A 16,200-nucleotide genomic window follows, 5' to 3' on the forward strand; every position below is an offset into this window, starting at 1 on the left:
ATAGACCATGTCTATTTTTATGAAATTGAATTTGCGAAACTAATTATACGTTATCTTGCGTCTGCCGCCTATCAGAGCGGGGAACGGCTGTTTTCCGAATACGACCAGAAACAGAAATACTATTCCCATAAAAGCGAAATCGTCCACACCGAAATCATGCTGCCGCCCCATGCCCCGCCGGAGTACGCAGACCGGAATACCTTGTGGAACGCCGCCGAAGCCATAGAAAAACAATGGAACTCCCAGCTTGCCCGGAGGTTCGTGCTTGCCATACCGAGGGAACTTCCCCCGGAACAGTACGCCGACCTTATCCGGGACTACTGCCGGGAGTTTTTCGTTTCCAAGGGCATGATTGCCGACTTTGCCATCCATGACAAGGGGGACGGAAATCCCCACGCCCACATCCTTCTTACCATGCGGGCGATGGACGAAACCGGAAAATGGCTCCCTAAAAGCCGGAAGGTCTACGACCTTGACGAGAACGGCGAGCGTATCCGGCTTGCGTCCGGCAGATGGAAAAGCCACAAGGAGGACACCGTGGACTGGAACGACCAGAAGTACGCCGAGATATGGCGGCAGGGCTGGGCTGACACGGCGAACCGCTATCTGGAAGCCATCGGCAGCCCGGAGCGCCTTGACCTTCGTTCTTATGCCCGACAGGGGATTGATAAAATCCCCACCGTCCACATGGGGCCAGCGGTCAGCCAGTTGGAGAAGAAAGGCATACAGACCAACATCGGCAACCTGAACCGGGACATCAAAGCCGCCAATTCCCTCATGCAGTCTATCCGGCAGATGGTACGCAGCTTAAAGGGCTGGCTGTCCGGCCTGAAAGAGAAAAAGGCGGCGTTGCTGGAAGCACTGGAACAGGCAAAGGAACCGACCATCCCCGAACTGCTTTCCCGGTATCTGGATAAACGGAGCGAGGAACGTACCGGCTGGACTTCCAAGGGAAAGCTAAAGGGAACCGTTGAAGATTTCAACAAGGTCATGGAAGCCCTTGACTTCCTGCGGAAGAAAGAGATTTCCACCGTAGAGAGCCTTGACGCCTATCTGGATGAAGCCAGCGCACAGGCCGTTTCCATCCGTGAGGAAATCAAGCCGATGGAGAAGCGTGTAAAAGAGATTGACCGGCTGCTTTTCCATATCGGGAACTTTGAAGCGAACAAGCCGGTTCATGCGAAATATGCCGCTATCCGCTGGAAGAAACCCAAGGAGAAATATGCCGCCGACCATAAGGAGGAACTGGACGCCTACAACGCTGCCCTGCGGTATTTCAAGGTTCACCTTGATGGGGCGAAGTACAGCACAAAGAAGCTGGCCGGGGAACAGGCACAGCTTTCAGAGAATATCGCTTCCAAGACGGAAGCGCTGACTGCCGTACAGGAGGATGTAAAGATTTTGCGGGATGTGCGCCACTGGCTCAATCAGGTTTTGCCATCCGAGCAGTACCGCCAGACCGCAGAGCCGGGAAAGAAACCGTCCATCCAGCAGGCAGTCAAAGGCCGGGAGCAGCGTATCCGGGAGGAACAGGCAGAGAAACGCCAGCAGCCCCGCCGCCAGCAAAAACAGGATATGGAACTTTAACCAATCAGGCGCTTGCCATTTTCCCCGTGAGAATGACAGGCGCTTTTCTTATTTTCAGGAGGATTTGCCTATTGAACGTATTTGAAGCCGTAAAGCAGTCTGTTACCACCCGGCAGGCCGCCGAGCATTACGGTATCCGGGTAGGAAGAAACGGGATGTGCGCCTGCCCTTTCCATGACGATAAAAACCCCAGCATGAAGGTTGACCGGCGCTTCCATTGTTTCGGCTGTCAGGCAGACGGGGATGTGATTGACTTTGTTTCCCGTCTGGAAAACGTCAGCCCCAAGGAAGCCGCCCTCATGCTGGCGCAGGACTTCTCCATCCCCTATGAGGATAAGGAGCCACCAAGCAGGAGCCGCCCGAAGCGAAATCCCCGGAAGGAAAGCCCGGAACAGCAATTTAAGCGCATGGAGCGCCACGGTTTCCGGGTACTGTCCGACTATCACAATCTGCTGCGCCGCTGGAAGCGGGACTATGCCCCCAAGACGCCGGAGGAAGAATGGCACCCGCTTTTCGTGGAAGCCTTGCAGAAACAATCCCATGTGGAATATCTGCTGGATGTGCTGCTGTTCTCCGACATAGGGGAACGGGCTGCCCTGATTGCCAGCTACGGAAAGGAAGTGAGGAACCTTGAGCGGAGAATGGCAGACCTTGCCGCCCGAACTGCGGCAGGCCGTGACGGACACCATCGAAGCCGCACCCCCGCCCCGGAGCGTTGAGGAAGTCAAGGCCATGCTGGAGGGCACCGAGAAAGGCGGCGTGCGGAACAGTATCCACAACTGCCTGACCGTGTTCCAGTATGACCCCATTCTTTCCGGGGCGGTTGCAAAAAATCTCCTGACCGAGCGCATTGACCTTCTAAAGCCCATCGGCAGGAAACACAGAACCGGCAGCAAAGCCCTGACCGACACGGATATGAAATATATCCGGCTGTATCTGGAAGATACCTACGGCCTGACAAGCGAGAAAAAGATAGCAGACGCCGCCGATCTGGCCGCAGACGCCAACAGCTACCATCCCATCCGGGACTACCTGAACGGACTTGTCTGGGACGGGAAAGAGCGTATCCGCTACTGCCTGCGGCACTTTCTGGGAGCCGATACGGACAACTTCACTTACCATTCCCTGCGGCTGTTCCTGCTGGGAGCCATCCACCGGGCTTTCTGCCCCGGCTGTAAGTTTGAGGTCATGCTCTGTCTGGTTGGCGGTCAGGGAGCCGGGAAATCCACCTTCTTTCGGCTGCTGGCCGTAAAAGACGAGTGGTTTTCCGATGATTTGCGGAAGCTGGACGATGATAACGTGTATCGCAAGCTACAAGGCCACTGGATAATTGAAATGTCGGAGATGATTGCCACCGCCAACGCCAAGAGCATAGAGGAAATCAAGTCTTTCCTCAGCCGCCAGAAGGAGGTCTATAAAATCCCCTATGAAACCCACCCGGAGGACAGGCTGCGGCAATGCGTGTTTGGCGGGACTTCCAATGCGTTGGACTTCCTGCCCCTTGACCGTTCCGGGAACCGGCGCTTCCTGCCGGTCATGGTCTACCCCGGACAGGCCGAGGTACACATTTTGGACGATGAAGCCGCTTCCAGAGCCTATATCGAACAGGTATGGGCGGAAGCCATGACAACCTACAAAAACGGCGATTTTAAGCTGTCTTTTACACCCGAAATGATACAGTACCTCAAAGAACACCAGCGGGATTTCATGCCGGAGGACACCAAGGCCGGGATGATACAGGCGTACCTTGACCGCTACACCGGCAGCGCCGTATGCTCCAAGCAGCTTTTCAAGGAAGCCCTGAACCACCCCTTTGACGAGCCGAAGCAATGGGAAATCCGGGAAGTCAACGACATCATGAACCACTGTATCACGGGATGGAAGTATTTCTCCAATCCTCGGATATTTGAAGGATATGGCAGGCAAAAGGGCTGGGAACGGGAAGCCCCGGCAACGGGCGCTGACAACGGGCGTGAAAAAACGCCGGACGGATTTGTGGAAGTGACCGAGCAGATGGAACTTCCCTTCTGAAAAATCCGGGGAAACCACAGCCGGTTGCCGACCCCGTTGCTATCCCGTTGCCGAGCCGGTTGCCGGGAAAAAGCCCATAACTGCGGGCTTTTCTCCCCTCTGACAACCAAAGCAACAGAAAAATAAAAGAAAAAGTAAATAAACAATAACCCGCCAGACAGAGATTGTTTTCGAGGTTTTTTGAAGCCCGTTGCCGGACTTCGTTGCCGACCTTCTCCTGTCTGGCTTATTTCATTTATGGAGGTAACTGCCTATGGCAAAAAGCAAAACTGAAATCCATGTCACAACAGTATTTGACGGCGAACTGGACGCTACGGACGTTTTCGTGAGCCTGATTGCACAGAAATACAGCCAGAGAAATGATAAAGAATATCTTGCGAAAACACAAGATTTAGAGTATAATAAAGGCAAGGTTCAGAGTGACCGTGTTCCGTCTGGATTGTGCGGGTAAACGGTTATGATGAACGGAATGGAATATACAGGCATGGACGCAATACTGGCAGGCAGCTTCCGGGCGGCCATCTATTGCAGGCTTTCCAAGGACGATGACCTTGACGGGGAGAGCGCCAGCATTGCAAACCAGCGGGATATGCTGGAAACCTACTGCGAGAAGCAGGGATGGGAGGTTGTTGCAATCTATCAGGACGATGGCTACACGGGGCTGAACATGGAGCGCCCCGACCTGAAACGGATGTTGAAAGCCATCGAGCGCAGGCAGGCCAACCTTGTGATAACGAAAGATTTATCGAGGTTAGGCAGGAATTACTTGCAGACCGGCTTCCTGATTGAAGATTTCTTCCCCCGCCACGGCGTCCGGTATATCGCTATGAATGACGGTATCGACACCATGCGGGACAACAACGACATTGCGCCGTTCAAGAACATCCTCAACGAGATGTACAGCAAGGACATTTCCAAGAAGGTTCATTCCTCTTATCTGCTGAAAGCCCAGAAAGGCCAGTTTACCGGCTGCCTTGCCCCCTTCGGCTACCAGAAAGACCCGGAGGACAAAAACCACCTGCTGATTGACGAGGAAACGGCTCCCATTGTCCGGCGTCTGTTTGCATGGGCGCTGGAAGGACACGGCCCCAACTACATCCGGCGCAGGCTGGAAGAAGAAAAAATCCCCTGCCCGACCTACTGGAATCGGGTACGGGGGCTGCGGAACGTGTCAACCAAGTGTGAAAAGAAAGACCCGGTAAACGGGCGGTATATCTGGGACTTCTCCGTGATTAAGGACATCCTGATGAACCCCGTCTACACCGGCGCTATCGCTTCCCAGAAGAAGGAATACCGCTTCAAAATCGGCACCATCGGGGAGAAAAAGCCGGAGGAATGGATTGTCGTGGAGAACCAGCATGAGCCGCTTGTTGACCGCAAGACCTTTGACATCGTGCAGCGCAAGCTGAAATCCCGGCAGCGCCCCCGCCAGACCGGGGAAATCAGCCTGTTTGCGGGGCTTATCAAATGCGGCGAGTGCGGGAAGTCGCTGACAATCCGCTACACCAATGAGAAGCACCCGAAGCAGATTTATTCCTGTAAGACCTACAATGCCTACGGGAAACAGCACTGTTCCCAACACCGGGTTGAATACGACACCCTGTACCGGCTTGTACTGAACAAAATCCGGGAGTGCGCCAGAGCCGCCCTGATGGACGGGGAAGCCGTTGCCGGGAAGCTGTCCGACACCTGCGAAGCCGAGCAGAAAGGCCAGCGGGAAGCGTTGGAACGCTCCCTTGCCAAAGACGAGGAACGCATTGATGTTCTGGAAAAGATGGTTCTGCGGCTGTATGAGGACATGGTTGCCGGACGTATCAGCGAAGCGAACTTCAATCTGCTGATGGAAAAGACGCAGAAGGAACAGGCCGAGTTGAAAGCAAGGGTTGAGGAAGGCCGGAAGAAGCTGGCCGATGAAATCCGGCTTGCGTATGACGCCCGCCAGTGGGTAGAAGCCATTCAGGAATACGCCGACATCACGGAACTGGACGCAGCTACCCTTAATCGCCTGATTAAAGAAATCGTTGTCCATGAGAGCATAGACAGCGATAAAACAAGACACATTTCTATCGAAATTCATTTTAATCTCAAACCCCTCCCGGAAGTGGAGCAGGTCACAGCCTGACCTGCCCCGCCGGGGCGGTTCTAAAAAAACTCCATAGATATTTCTTGACACGCCGCCGCCCGCCATCGAGCCGGTTTCCTACACCTATTTGGGTATGAAACAGCTCATGGCTGGCGGCGGCATCATCCTTTTGGGAACCACGCTGATCCCTCTGCTGTCTGGCTTGTTCTAAGGAGGGCTTATGGATTTTCTCACCGACTGGCTCACGAACTGGCTGAAAGAGCTGTTGATCAGCGGCATCATGGGGAACCTCGAAGGGCTCTTTGATACCGTCAATGCCAAAGTCGGAGAGATTGCGGTACAGGTAGGGACTACCCCGGCGGCATGGAACGCCGGGGTTTTCTCCCTCATCCGCCAGCTTTCCGAAACGGTAATCCTGCCGATTGCCGGATTGGTGCTGACCTTTGTTGCCACCTACGAGCTGATACAGATGCTTTTGGAAAAGAACAATATGCACGAGTTTGATGTGGCGAATATCTACAAATGGGTATTCAAAACCGCTTGTGCCATCCTCATTCTTTCCAACACCTTTGATATTGTCATGGCGGTGTTCGATGTGTCGCAGAGCGTGATTGCGGATGCGGCGGGGCTCATCCAAGGCTCCACCGACATTACGCCGGATATGCTGGCGGAGCTGGAAACCACGCTGGAGGGCATGGACTTGGGGCCGCTCCTTGGCCTGTGGCTCCAGTCCTCTGTAATCGGGCTGACCATGCAGATCATGGGGATCATCATTTTCGTTCTGGTGTACGGAAGAATGATTGAAATATATTGCGCGTCCAGAAGCGCCGCTTTTCATCCAAAGGCGGTGTGCGGGCATTTTGGGAACCCGGCTTTAGCAAGCCGGTAAAGAAAAGTATCAAAGACGTGAAAAGCGTCACTTTAGCGTCATCCGATTTACCCCGGAGGGAAACCACAAGGGGGACAATAGCGTATCGGAAAAATCGCAAGTTGGGAAAACCATCTACCCACGACTGAGCGGCAAGACGCAACATTGTGAATGAGGAGCAAGGCTAAACTGCTTTAAGGGCAGTCCGAAGCGGGATACTCGACCCGGCGGCGCAGGATGGTTGTATTCGCCGTATGTCATAGCGGAATGTGACAGGTAAACACAGACCGCACGATACTTATGACAGCCAGCCGCAGTAAGCGGAAAAGGACGAAAACCCACTACCGACATCACAATACGCTTTTCCCAAAGTGTCTAACTGGAGATTGCCTAAACCGGAACGCCGGAACTATCCGGCTATGCGTAATGCCGCAAGGCGATAAATTTCAAGGGGTAAAAACCCAAGAAAGATGACGCTGAATATCCGGCATGGCAACGGAGTCTCCGTAGTAGTCTGAGGGCGGGAAAGCCGTCTACACGGCGAAGGGAGGCAGGATGTTAACCAATTCATAAAAAGGAAAGGTGCGTGAGGCATTATGAGAAGTCCTGAAAATGTGTTGGAAAGCCTAAAATCCAAGGCGTGTAACAAGAGTTACAAGTACGAGCGGTTATACCGCAACCTGTACAATCCACAATTCTATCTGCTGGCATATCAGCGGATACAGGCGAAACCAGGCAACATGACAGCCGGAACAGACGGCAAAACCATTGACGGAATGGGAATGGCAAGGATAAACGCCCTCATTGAAAAGATGCGGGATTTTAGTTATCAGCCTAACCCGGCAAGGAGAACGTATATCCCGAAATCCAATGGGAAAATGCGTCCTCTGGGGATACCGTCATTCGACGATAAACTGATACAGGAGGTGGTGCGGCTCATCTTAGAGAGTATTTATGAGCCAACCTTTAGCGATTATTCCCACGGTTTCCGTATAAACAGAAGCTGTCATACGGCACTCAAATATGTGCAGAAATATTTTACGGGGACAAAGTGGTTCGTTGAGGGAGATATAAAGGGCTGTTTTGACAACGTAGACCATCATGTGTTGATTGCTATTTTGCGAAAGCGGATTGCAGACGAACATTTCATCGGTCTGCTCTGGAAGTTCTTGAAAGCCGGATATATGGAGGATTGGAATTATCACAATACTTATTCCGGCACTCCGCAAGGCTCCATCATCAGCCCCATCCTTGCAAACATCTACATGAACGAACTGGACAGTTATATGGCAGAGTATGCAGAGAAATTCAACTGCGGAAACCGCCGTAAAATCAATCCTGCGTTCAAGAAGAAATTGGATGCCTGCCGGGGGAAAGAACAAAGGCTTAAAAGAAATATCTCTAAAATGAGCGTGGAAGAAAAAGAGGGCTTAATTGCAGAAATCCGGGAACTGCGGCGTAGTCTGAAATCTATACCGTATAGCGACCAGATGGACGATAGCTATAAACGGCTTTGCTATATCCGATACGCCGATGATTTCTTAATCGGAGTTATCGGCAGCAAAGAGGACGCAGAACAGATTAAACAAGATGTAGGCTGCTTTATCCGGGACAAACTCCATCTGGAAATGTCCGAGGAAAAGACATTGATTACTCATGGGCATGACTCTGCGAAGTTCTTGGGATATGAGGTCACAATCGCCAAAGGCGAATACAACAAAAAGACCAAAACCGGGGCTACCAGACGGGTAAACAATGGAAAAGTCTTGCTCTATGTTCCCCATGATAAGTGGGTAAAACGACTGTTCTCCTACAATGCCCTCAAGATTAAATATGACAAACAAAATGGAAACAAAGAGGTTTGGGAACCTGTCCGGCGCACTCGCCTGTTGCACTTGGACGATTTGGAAATCCTAAACCAGTACAACGCAGAAATTCGTGGATTGTATAACTACTACCGACTTGCAAACAACGTGTCTGTACTCAATAACTTCTACTATGTAATGAGATACAGTATGCTCAAAACCTTTGCTGGAAAATATCGGACACGAATCAGCAGAATTATCCGCAAGTACCGTCAAGGAAAAGATTTTGTTGTGGAATATCCGAAGAAAAACGGCAAGGTCGGAAAGGTACTGTTTTACAATAATGGGTTCCGCCGGGACACTAAAGTAGAAAGCAGAAATCCTGATATAGTAGCAAGAATTTTTGAGAATTATGGGCGTAATAGCCTTATAAAAAGACTGCAAGCAAACAGGTGTGAGTGGTGTGGCGCAGAGAATGTGCCGCTTGAAATACACCATATACGAAAACTCAAAGATTTAAGTGGCAGAAAACAATGGGAAATCGCCATGATTGGGCGTAAGCGCAAGACAATGGCACTCTGCATTGACTGTCACGATAAGTTACACGCAGGAAAGTTAGACTGACATCTGGAGAGCCGGATACATCGAGAGGTGTAAGTCCGGTTCGGAGGGGAGTTCTCGGAAACCTGCCATAGCAATATGGCAAGGCGTCGGGTTCTTACCCTACTGATGACGAGCCTTGCGCCCATCCCGCTGTCCACCTTCGGCAGCCGGGAGCAGAGCCAGACCGGGCAGAACTACCTCCGCTCCCTGTTCGCCCTCGGTTTCCAGGGCTTCCTCATCATGATCTGTGTCGGCATCTACGCTGTGCTGATACAGTCCATCTCGTTCACTTCGGATATAGTCGCCTCCCTCTGGGGCGTCGTGGGGTACACCGTCCTTTTAGTGTTCACCCTGTTCAAGACCGGGGGCCTTGCCCGGAGTGTGCTGAACGCCCATTGACCGGGAAAGGAGGTTTTCATGGCAGCGTATATCTCTATCCCCCGCGACCTCACGCGGGTAAAGTCCAAGGTGTTCTTTGGGCTGACGAAACGGCAGCTTGCCTGCTTTGGGGCGGCGGCGCTCATCGGCGTCCCGGCGTTCTTCCTGATGAAGCGTTCCGGCAACACCAGCCTCGCCGTCATGGGGATGATCGTCCTCATGCTCCCGCTGTTCTTCCTCGCCATGTATGAGAAGGACGGGCAGCCGCTGGAGGTGGTGGCGCGGCACTTCATCCAGGCGAAGTTCATCCGCCCGAAGGTGCGCCCCTATGCGACCAACAACTATTACTCTGCCCTCATGCGGCAGGACCAAGTGGAAAAGGAGGTACAGGCCATTGTTCAGAACGCAGAAAGGCGGGCGCGGGAAAGCGGACCCCATCGCCCTTCCCGCAAGCCTGACGAAAGCGGAAAAAAAGCAGATCAGGGCCATCATCGAGAAGGCCCGCAGGGATGACGGCACTCCCCGCACCGCCCAGCAGTCCATCCCGTTCCAGCGGATGTTCCCGGACGGCATCTGCCGTGTGACAGACAACTACTACACCAAGACCGTCCAGTTCAACGACATCAACTACCAGCTCGCCCAGCAGGAGGACAAGACCGCCATCTTTGAGGAGTGGTGCAGCTTCCTCAACTTCTTCGACAGCTCCATCCACTTTGAGCTGTCCTTCATGAACATGGCGACCGATGCGGAGAGCTTCGAGAAGTCCGTCCGCATCCCGCCGGCGGGGGACGCCTTTGACAGTGTGCGGGCGGAGTACAGCCAGATGCTGAAAAGCCAGCTTGCCAGGGGCAACAACGGCCTCACCAAGGCGAAGTACCTGACCTTCGGCATCGAGGCGGCGTCCATGCGGCAGGCGAAGCCCCGGCTGGACCATGTGGAGACGGACCTGCTCAACAACTTCAAGCGCATCGGCGTGACCGCCACGGTGCTGAACGGGAAGGAGCGCCTGCGCCTGATGCACTCCATGTTCCACATGGGGGAGCGTGAGCCGTTCGCCTTTGAGTGGAAATGGCTGGTGGAGTCCGGGCTGTCCGTGAAGGACTTCATCGCCCCCGCCGCCTTTGCCTTCAAGGGCCGGCGCACCTTCCAGGTGGGGGATATGTACGGGGCCATGTCGTTCCTGTCCATCACGGCCTCGGACATCAGCGACCGGATGCTGGCGGACATCCTGGATGTGGACTCCAGCCAGATCGTCACCATGCACATCCAGTCCATCGACCAGAACAAGGCCATCAAGACGGTGAAGCACACCATCACGGAGCTGGACCGCAGCAAGATCGAGGAACAGAAAAAGGCGGTCCGCGCCGGGTACGACATCGACATCATCCCCTCCGACCTCGCCACCTACGGAAAGGACGCCAAGGCGCTCTTAAAGGAATTGCAGAGCCAGAACGAGCGGATGTTCATGGTGACATTCCTGGTGATGAACACCGGGCGCACCGAGCAGGAGCTGGAGACCAACGTGTTCCAGTCCCAGAGCATCGCCCAGAAGCACAACTGCGTCCTGCGGCGGCTGGACTTCCAGCAGGAGCAGGGCCTGATGTCCTCCCTGCCGCTGGCGCAGAACCTCATCGAGATACAGCGGGGCCTCACCACCAGCTCCACCGCCATCTTCATCCCGTTCACCACGCAGGAGCTGTTCCAGGACCGGAAGGAGTCCCTCTACTACGGCCTGAACGCCCTTTCCAACAACCTCATCATGGTGGACAGGAAGTCCCTGAAGAACCCCAACGGCCTCATCCTCGGCACTCCCGGCTCCGGCAAGTCCTTCGCCGCCAAGCGGGAGATCGCCAACGCCTTTTTGGTGTCGGACGATGATGTCATCATCTGTGACCCGGAGGCGGAGTACGCGCCCCTTGTCCAGCGGTTCAACGGGCAGATCATCAGGATCAGCCCGTCCAGTACGCAGTATGTCAACCCGATGGACATCAATCTGAACTACTCTGAGGAGGACAACCCCATCGCCCTGAAAGCCGACTTCATCCTCTCCCTCTGTGAGCTGGTGGTAGGCGGCAAGGAGGGCCTCCAGCCCGTGGAGAAAACGGTCATCGACCGCTGCGTCCACCAGATATACCAGAAGTATTTTGAGAACCCCGCGCCGGAGAATATGCCCCTCTTGCAGGACCTCTATGAGGCGCTCTTAAAGCAGGAGGAAAAGGAGGCCCGCCATGTGGCGACCGCTTTGGAGATCTATGTCACCGGGTCGCTCAACATCTTCAACCACCGCACCAATGTGGACATCGAGAACCGCATCGTCTGCTTCGACATCAAGGACCTGGGCAAGCAGATGAAGAAGATCGGGATGCTGGTGGTGCAGGACCAGGTGTGGGGGCGCGTGACCCAGAACCGCAGCGCGGGCAAGGCCACCCGGTACTTTATGGATGAGTTCCACCTTCTGCTCAAAGAGGAGCAGACGGCGGCCTACTCCGTGGAGATATGGAAACGGTTCAGGAAATGGGGCGGCATCCCCACCGGCATCACCCAGAATGTGAAGGACCTGCTCTCCAGCCGGGAAGTGGAGAACATCTTCGAGAACAGCGACTTCATCATCATGCTCAACCAGGCGGCGGGCGACCGCACCATCCTGGCGAAACAGCTCAACATTTCCCCGCACCAGCTCTCCTATGTGACCCACTCCGGCGAGGGCGAGGGGCTGCTGTTCTTCGGGAATGTCATCCTGCCCTTTGTGGACCGTTTCCCCACCGACCTGGAACTCTACAAGATCATGACGACCAAGTTGACGGAGGTCAAGGAACGGGAGGCGGACAATGGCTGACAAGGCGCACCGCCTCCATTTTACGGAGGATGAGCTTTCTGACCGGGACATCCGCAGGGCGGCGAAAAAGGCTGATAAAGCCGCCGATAAAGCGGACCGGGCAAATGAGAAGCTCCCGACAAAGAGGCGTGTGCGTATCACCCGTGACAGCGGCAGGGCCGAGGCCGTGGACGAGCGGCTGTCGGATAAGCTCCACCAGTCCCGGCAGTCCTCCAAGGCGGACCGGGAAAAGGAAAAGGCCCCATCCAAAAGAAAGCCCCGCACCACCGCCAGGGGCGGCAAGGTAGAGGCCACCGCGGAGCGGTTCTCGGATAAGCTGCGCCCGGAACGCCAGTCCACGAAAGCCGCAAGGGACAAGCTCCGCATCGAGGTGACGGAAGTCACTGCCCAGAAGCCGGGAGTGGGTGGCCGGGCGGCGGTCAACGCCCCCGCCGCTGCCCTCTATGCGGCAAGGAACACCGTCCGGGACGCTGTGGGCCGTTCGGACAATGAGGCTGAGGGCAACTCCGGCGCGGACGCCCTGCAAAGCGGGGAGTCCACGGTGCGGAACACCGGGAACATCGTGAACAACCGCCAGTACAGCCACAAGCTGAGACAGTACGACAAGGCGGCGAGGCTGGAGAAGAAGTCGGACAACGCCAATGTGGAGGCCCTGTACCAGCGGGAGCGGCACAATGACCCCAGCCCCTCCTCCAACCCCATCTCCAGGTGGCGGCAGAAGCAGGAACTGAAAAAGCGGTATATGGAGGCCAAAGCCAGCGGCAGGGCCGGGGCATCGGCGTCAGGGGCGGCGAAGGGCGGCAAAAAGACCGCCGAGGGAACGAAGTCTGTGGTGGATAAAGGGATCGAGTTCGTGAAGGAGCATCCCAAAGCCATCCTCATCGCCGGCGCCCTGGGGCTGCTCATCATGCTCATCGCCGGGATGTTCTCCTCCTGTACCGCCATGTTCGCCGGGAGCGGGAACGCTGTGCTGGGGACCTCCTATACGGCGGAGGACACTGACATCACGGGGACGGATGCGGATTACTCCGCGCTGGAGACCGCCCTGAATAGTCAGATAAGCAATATCGAAAGCACCCACCCCGGCTATGACGAGTACCGCTACGACCTGGCGGAGATCGGCCACAACCCCTATGAGCTGGCCTCCTACCTCACCGTCCTGTTTGAGGACTACACCAGGGCGGAGGTCCAAAGCACCCTGCAAAGCCTGTTCGCCCAGCAGTACACCCTCACCCTCACGCCGGAGGTGGAAGTGCGATACCGCACAGAGACAAGGACGGACAGCGAGGGCAACGACTACGATGTGGAAGTGCCGTACAACTATTATATCCTCAATGTGAAGCTGACGAACAAGGGGCTGGGGGCGGTGATCCGGGCCTCCGGGCTGACAACGGAGCAGGCCGACCGCTACGATGTGCTGATGACGACCAGCGGCAACCGTTCGGAGCTGTTCGGGGAGGATGTGTACGGCGTGGCCGAGGGCGAATACACGGATTATGACATCCCCGGCGAGGCGCTGACCGATGAGCGGTTCCGCAGGATGATAACCGAGGCGGAGAAGTATCTGGGCTATCCGTATGTCTGGGGCGGCTCCAGCCCGTCCACCTCCTTTGACTGCTCCGGCTTTGTGTCGTGGGTCATCAACCACTGCGGCAACGGCTGGAACGTGGGGCGGCTGGGGGCAAAGGGACTGAAAAATATCTGCGACATCATCCCGCCCGACCAGGCGAAGCCGGGAGACCTGATCTTCTTCCACCACACCTATGACGCCCCGGACCCCAGCGACGCCACCCATGTGGGCATCTATGTGGGCGATGGGATGATGATCCACTGCGGAAATCCCATCTCCTACGCCAGTACCGAAAGTAACTACTGGCAGAGCCATTTCCTGTGCTTCGGGCGCATCAGGTAAAACAGAAAGGCGGTGATGGACAAGATGGACGAGATGGAGAAAGACCAGCGCAAGTCGCAGGAGGCGCCATACCCTGATGATACGATCGGGAGCCTTATGGCGGAGTGCGAGGAGCTGGAACAGTATATCGCCAGCGAAAAAGACAGCCTGGAGCGGTTCATGCTGGAGACCGGCGGCGCAAGTGACGCATCCGACCGCATAGAGGAGCGGATAGCCATCCTGAAGGATATGCTCGCGTCAGCGGAAGGCCGCTTGCAGGCGCTGTGCGATGAACAGGAGTGGGAAGCTTTTGCTCCTGAGAAAGAGGCCGCAGGGCGGGCATCGGTGATAAAGGACCTTGCGGAGAGAAAGGCGGCAACACAGAAACCGCCTGAAACGAAAAAGGAGAGGCACTCCCCCGGTATGGAGAGATAGCGGGGACACCCGCATCCCCGTTCCGGGCGTTTCAGGCACAACCAAAAGGAGCGGATATGAGCGAGAAACTGGACAGGATCGGGGCGGACCGTGACCGCGCAAAGGAAAAGCGCGACCAGTGGGATGCCCGGTACAAGGAGCTTTGCCAGAAGTATATCCAGCAGGAGAACACGGAGATCCATGAGATGGTGCGGGCGCAGAACATGACCCCGGACCAGCTTGCGGCGGTCCTGAAAGCCCTGCAAAACGGGCTGTTCCCCTCCCCGGCTGCCATGCCGGGGGCGGGTGCGCCGGATACGCTGTCTGGCCGTGACAACAACATTTCTGAGATCAAGGAGGATGAACAGCATGAAGATCAATAACATGATCGCCGGCCTTCTGGCGGGCGTTCTGATGATGGGCAACCTCTCCGCCGTCTGCTTTGCGGCGGAGGCTGCCCCGGACCCCACCAGCGGGGACGTTCCCACGGAGGCCGTGGAGACCGCCCCCGCCGGAACGGACGGGGCCACTGAGGACGGGGACGCCACGGAGACCGACAGCCCCGCCCTGCCCGATGGCGTCACCCTTGGCACAAAGGTCGTCCTGCCGGAGGGCGTGAGCATCGGTGAGGACGGGAAGATCACCTTTTCCGCCCAGGGCATGGAGCAGATCATGGAGGCCCTGATGGGCGCTGATGCCAGCGGGGATACCGATGCCGCCGCTGATGCCAGCGGGGACGCTGATACTGCTGCGGATGCTGACACCGGGGCAGAGCCTGAGACCGTCACCATCGGCACAGTCAATGTCCGCAGCGACACCTACCTGAACCTCCGCTCCGGCTCCGGCCTGGAGCATTCAGTGATCGGGCATCTGCTCCGGGGGACGGAGGTGGAGGTCGTTGGCGAGAGCGGCGACTGGTATGAGGTCGTGGTCCCGGAGGCTACCGGGTATGTCTACAAGGACTATCTGGATGTGGCGGAACAGGAGGCCCCTGCCGCCCCGCCTGCGGATGGGGGGCAGGATGCGCCTGACACAAGCGGCGGCTTTGACGAGGACACCCTGATGATGATGCTCCTGCTGATGATGAGCATGGGGAGTACCGACACGGCAGAGCCTCCCTCCGCCGCCCTCACCCCGGACGGGAACCTGACGCTGGTGGACGATTATGACGAGGCCCATGCGGACGGTTCCGGCAAGCAGTTCATCACGCTGGTGACAAAGGCCGGGAACACCTTCTACCTCATCATCGACCGGGATGACGAGGGGGAGCAGACTGTCCACTTCCTGAACCTGGTGGACGAGGCGGACCTGCTGGCCCTGATGGACGAGGACACGGCGGCGAAGTACACCAAGCCTGAGCCGGAGGTCCAGCCGCCCGCTGAGACCCAGCCCCCGGAGGATGGGGACGGCGAGGACGAGCCGGATGCGGAGAAACCCGCGCCCAGGGTGAACCCCCTGCCCGCCCTTATCCTTGTGCTGGCGCTCCTGGGCGGAGGCGGCTTCTTTGCCTATACCAAGTTCTTCAAGGGGAAGAAAAAGGAACAGGCAAAGCCTGACCCGGACGCAGATTATCTGGACGATGAGGAGGACTACGGCCTCCCGGAGGACACCGGCCCTGACGATGAGGACGGGGGCGGTTTTGACGCAGAGGACGATGAACCTGTGTAAGACGGGGGCGCGTGAGAAAGGCGGCGGGAGCCGCTT

General features: G+C 56.2%; 12 protein-coding genes and 3 pseudogenes. All 15 read left to right on the top strand.

The genetic code is table 11. The features are described 5' to 3' along the window. The 15 genes and pseudogenes from mobQ to LIZ87_RS08135 all read left to right on the top strand — a co-directional run bounded on the left by mobQ (nucleotide 1) and on the right by LIZ87_RS08135 (nucleotide 16,164). The gene (gene mobQ / locus LIZ87_RS08065) at nucleotides 1-1,587 is read left to right on the top strand and encodes a MobQ family relaxase (protein WP_227146240.1); all 1,587 of its coding nucleotides are present in this window, start codon (nucleotides 1-3) and stop codon (nucleotides 1,585-1,587) included. 71 nt (nucleotides 1,588-1,658) lie between these two features. Further along, the gene (locus tag LIZ87_RS08070; RefSeq protein ID WP_227146242.1) at nucleotides 1,659-2,306 is read left to right on the top strand and encodes a CHC2 zinc finger domain-containing protein; all 648 of its coding nucleotides are present in this window, start codon (nucleotides 1,659-1,661) and stop codon (nucleotides 2,304-2,306) included. Between the two features lie 13 nt (nucleotides 2,307-2,319). After that, a complete protein-coding gene (locus LIZ87_RS08075) occupies nucleotides 2,320-3,618 on the top strand; it encodes a virulence-associated E family protein (protein ID WP_227146447.1) in 1,299 nt (432 codons plus the stop codon). Nucleotides 3,619-3,871: 253 nt separating this feature from the next. After that, the gene (locus LIZ87_RS08080; RefSeq protein ID WP_227146244.1) at nucleotides 3,872-4,069 is read left to right on the top strand and encodes a hypothetical protein; all 198 of its coding nucleotides are present in this window, start codon (nucleotides 3,872-3,874) and stop codon (nucleotides 4,067-4,069) included. A gap of 6 nt (nucleotides 4,070-4,075) precedes the next feature. Beyond that, on the top strand, nucleotides 4,076-5,740 hold the full coding sequence (locus tag LIZ87_RS08085) for a recombinase family protein (protein ID WP_227146246.1): 1,665 nt from the start codon (nucleotides 4,076-4,078) through the stop codon (nucleotides 5,738-5,740). A gap of 91 nt (nucleotides 5,741-5,831) precedes the next feature. Beyond that, nucleotides 5,832-5,912 (top strand): annotated as a pseudogene (locus LIZ87_RS08090) (Maff2 family mobile element protein); the annotation flags it as partial. A 9-nt stretch (nucleotides 5,913-5,921) separates the two neighbouring features. After that, a pseudogene (locus tag LIZ87_RS08095) lies at nucleotides 5,922-6,512 on the top strand (VirB6/TrbL-like conjugal transfer protein, CD1112 family); the annotation flags it as partial. Nucleotides 6,513-7,165: 653 nt separating this feature from the next. After that, the gene (locus tag LIZ87_RS08100; RefSeq protein WP_227146249.1) at nucleotides 7,166-8,998 is read left to right on the top strand and encodes a reverse transcriptase/maturase family protein; all 1,833 of its coding nucleotides are present in this window, start codon (nucleotides 7,166-7,168) and stop codon (nucleotides 8,996-8,998) included. Between the two features lie 102 nt (nucleotides 8,999-9,100). After that, nucleotides 9,101-9,376: pseudogene (locus tag LIZ87_RS08105) on the top strand (VirB6/TrbL-like conjugal transfer protein, CD1112 family); the annotation flags it as partial. 18 nt (nucleotides 9,377-9,394) lie between these two features. Continuing rightward, nucleotides 9,395-9,868, top strand: a complete 474-nt coding sequence (locus LIZ87_RS08110; protein WP_227146252.1) for a PrgI family protein — start codon at nucleotides 9,395-9,397, stop codon at nucleotides 9,866-9,868. After that, nucleotides 9,810-12,191: a VirB4-like conjugal transfer ATPase, CD1110 family gene (locus LIZ87_RS08115; RefSeq protein ID WP_442912186.1), complete on the top strand. Its 2,382-nt coding sequence runs from the start codon at nucleotides 9,810-9,812 to the stop codon at nucleotides 12,189-12,191. The genes LIZ87_RS08110 and LIZ87_RS08115 overlap by 59 nt, the downstream gene beginning before the upstream one ends. Continuing rightward, the gene (locus tag LIZ87_RS22555; RefSeq protein WP_319638573.1) at nucleotides 12,184-14,103 is read left to right on the top strand and encodes a C40 family peptidase; all 1,920 of its coding nucleotides are present in this window, start codon (nucleotides 12,184-12,186) and stop codon (nucleotides 14,101-14,103) included. The genes LIZ87_RS08115 and LIZ87_RS22555 overlap by 8 nt, the downstream gene beginning before the upstream one ends. Before the next feature lie 24 nt (nucleotides 14,104-14,127). Then, a complete protein-coding gene (locus LIZ87_RS08125; RefSeq protein WP_227146256.1) occupies nucleotides 14,128-14,517 on the top strand; it encodes a hypothetical protein in 390 nt (129 codons plus the stop codon). A gap of 56 nt (nucleotides 14,518-14,573) precedes the next feature. Further along, complete coding sequence (locus tag LIZ87_RS08130; protein WP_227146258.1) at nucleotides 14,574-14,879, top strand: DUF4315 family protein; 306 nt, start codon at nucleotides 14,574-14,576, stop codon at nucleotides 14,877-14,879. Continuing rightward, nucleotides 14,866-16,164 (top strand): CD1107 family mobile element protein, encoded by a 1,299-nt coding sequence (locus LIZ87_RS08135; protein ID WP_227146260.1) that lies wholly within the window; start codon nucleotides 14,866-14,868, stop codon nucleotides 16,162-16,164. The genes LIZ87_RS08130 and LIZ87_RS08135 overlap by 14 nt, the downstream gene beginning before the upstream one ends. Nucleotides 16,165-16,200 lie beyond the last annotated feature (36 nt).

The sequence above is a fragment of the Lacrimispora sp. 210928-DFI.3.58 genome, assembly GCF_020554865.1.
Lineage (GTDB): Bacteria > Bacillota > Clostridia > Lachnospirales > Lachnospiraceae > Enterocloster.

What these genes read in the sequence shown, in the direction of transcription:
- LIZ87_RS08080 (WP_227146244.1), top strand. Translation starts at nt 3,872, where the DNA reads ATGGCAAAAAGCAAAACTGAAATCCATGTCACAACAGTATTTGACGGC.
- LIZ87_RS08125 (WP_227146256.1), top strand. Translation starts at nt 14,128, where the DNA reads ATGGACGAGATGGAGAAAGACCAGCGCAAGTCGCAGGAGGCGCCATAC.
- LIZ87_RS22555 (WP_319638573.1), top strand. Translation starts at nt 12,184, where the DNA reads ATGGCTGACAAGGCGCACCGCCTCCATTTTACGGAGGATGAGCTTTCT.
- LIZ87_RS08130 (WP_227146258.1), top strand. Translation starts at nt 14,574, where the DNA reads ATGAGCGAGAAACTGGACAGGATCGGGGCGGACCGTGACCGCGCAAAG.
- LIZ87_RS08075 (WP_227146447.1), top strand. Translation starts at nt 2,320, where the DNA reads ATGCTGGAGGGCACCGAGAAAGGCGGCGTGCGGAACAGTATCCACAAC.
- LIZ87_RS08085 (WP_227146246.1), top strand. Translation starts at nt 4,076, where the DNA reads ATGATGAACGGAATGGAATATACAGGCATGGACGCAATACTGGCAGGC.
- LIZ87_RS08135 (WP_227146260.1), top strand. Translation starts at nt 14,866, where the DNA reads ATGAAGATCAATAACATGATCGCCGGCCTTCTGGCGGGCGTTCTGATG.
- LIZ87_RS08110 (WP_227146252.1), top strand. Translation starts at nt 9,395, where the DNA reads ATGGCAGCGTATATCTCTATCCCCCGCGACCTCACGCGGGTAAAGTCC.
- LIZ87_RS08100 (WP_227146249.1), top strand. Translation starts at nt 7,166, where the DNA reads ATGAGAAGTCCTGAAAATGTGTTGGAAAGCCTAAAATCCAAGGCGTGT.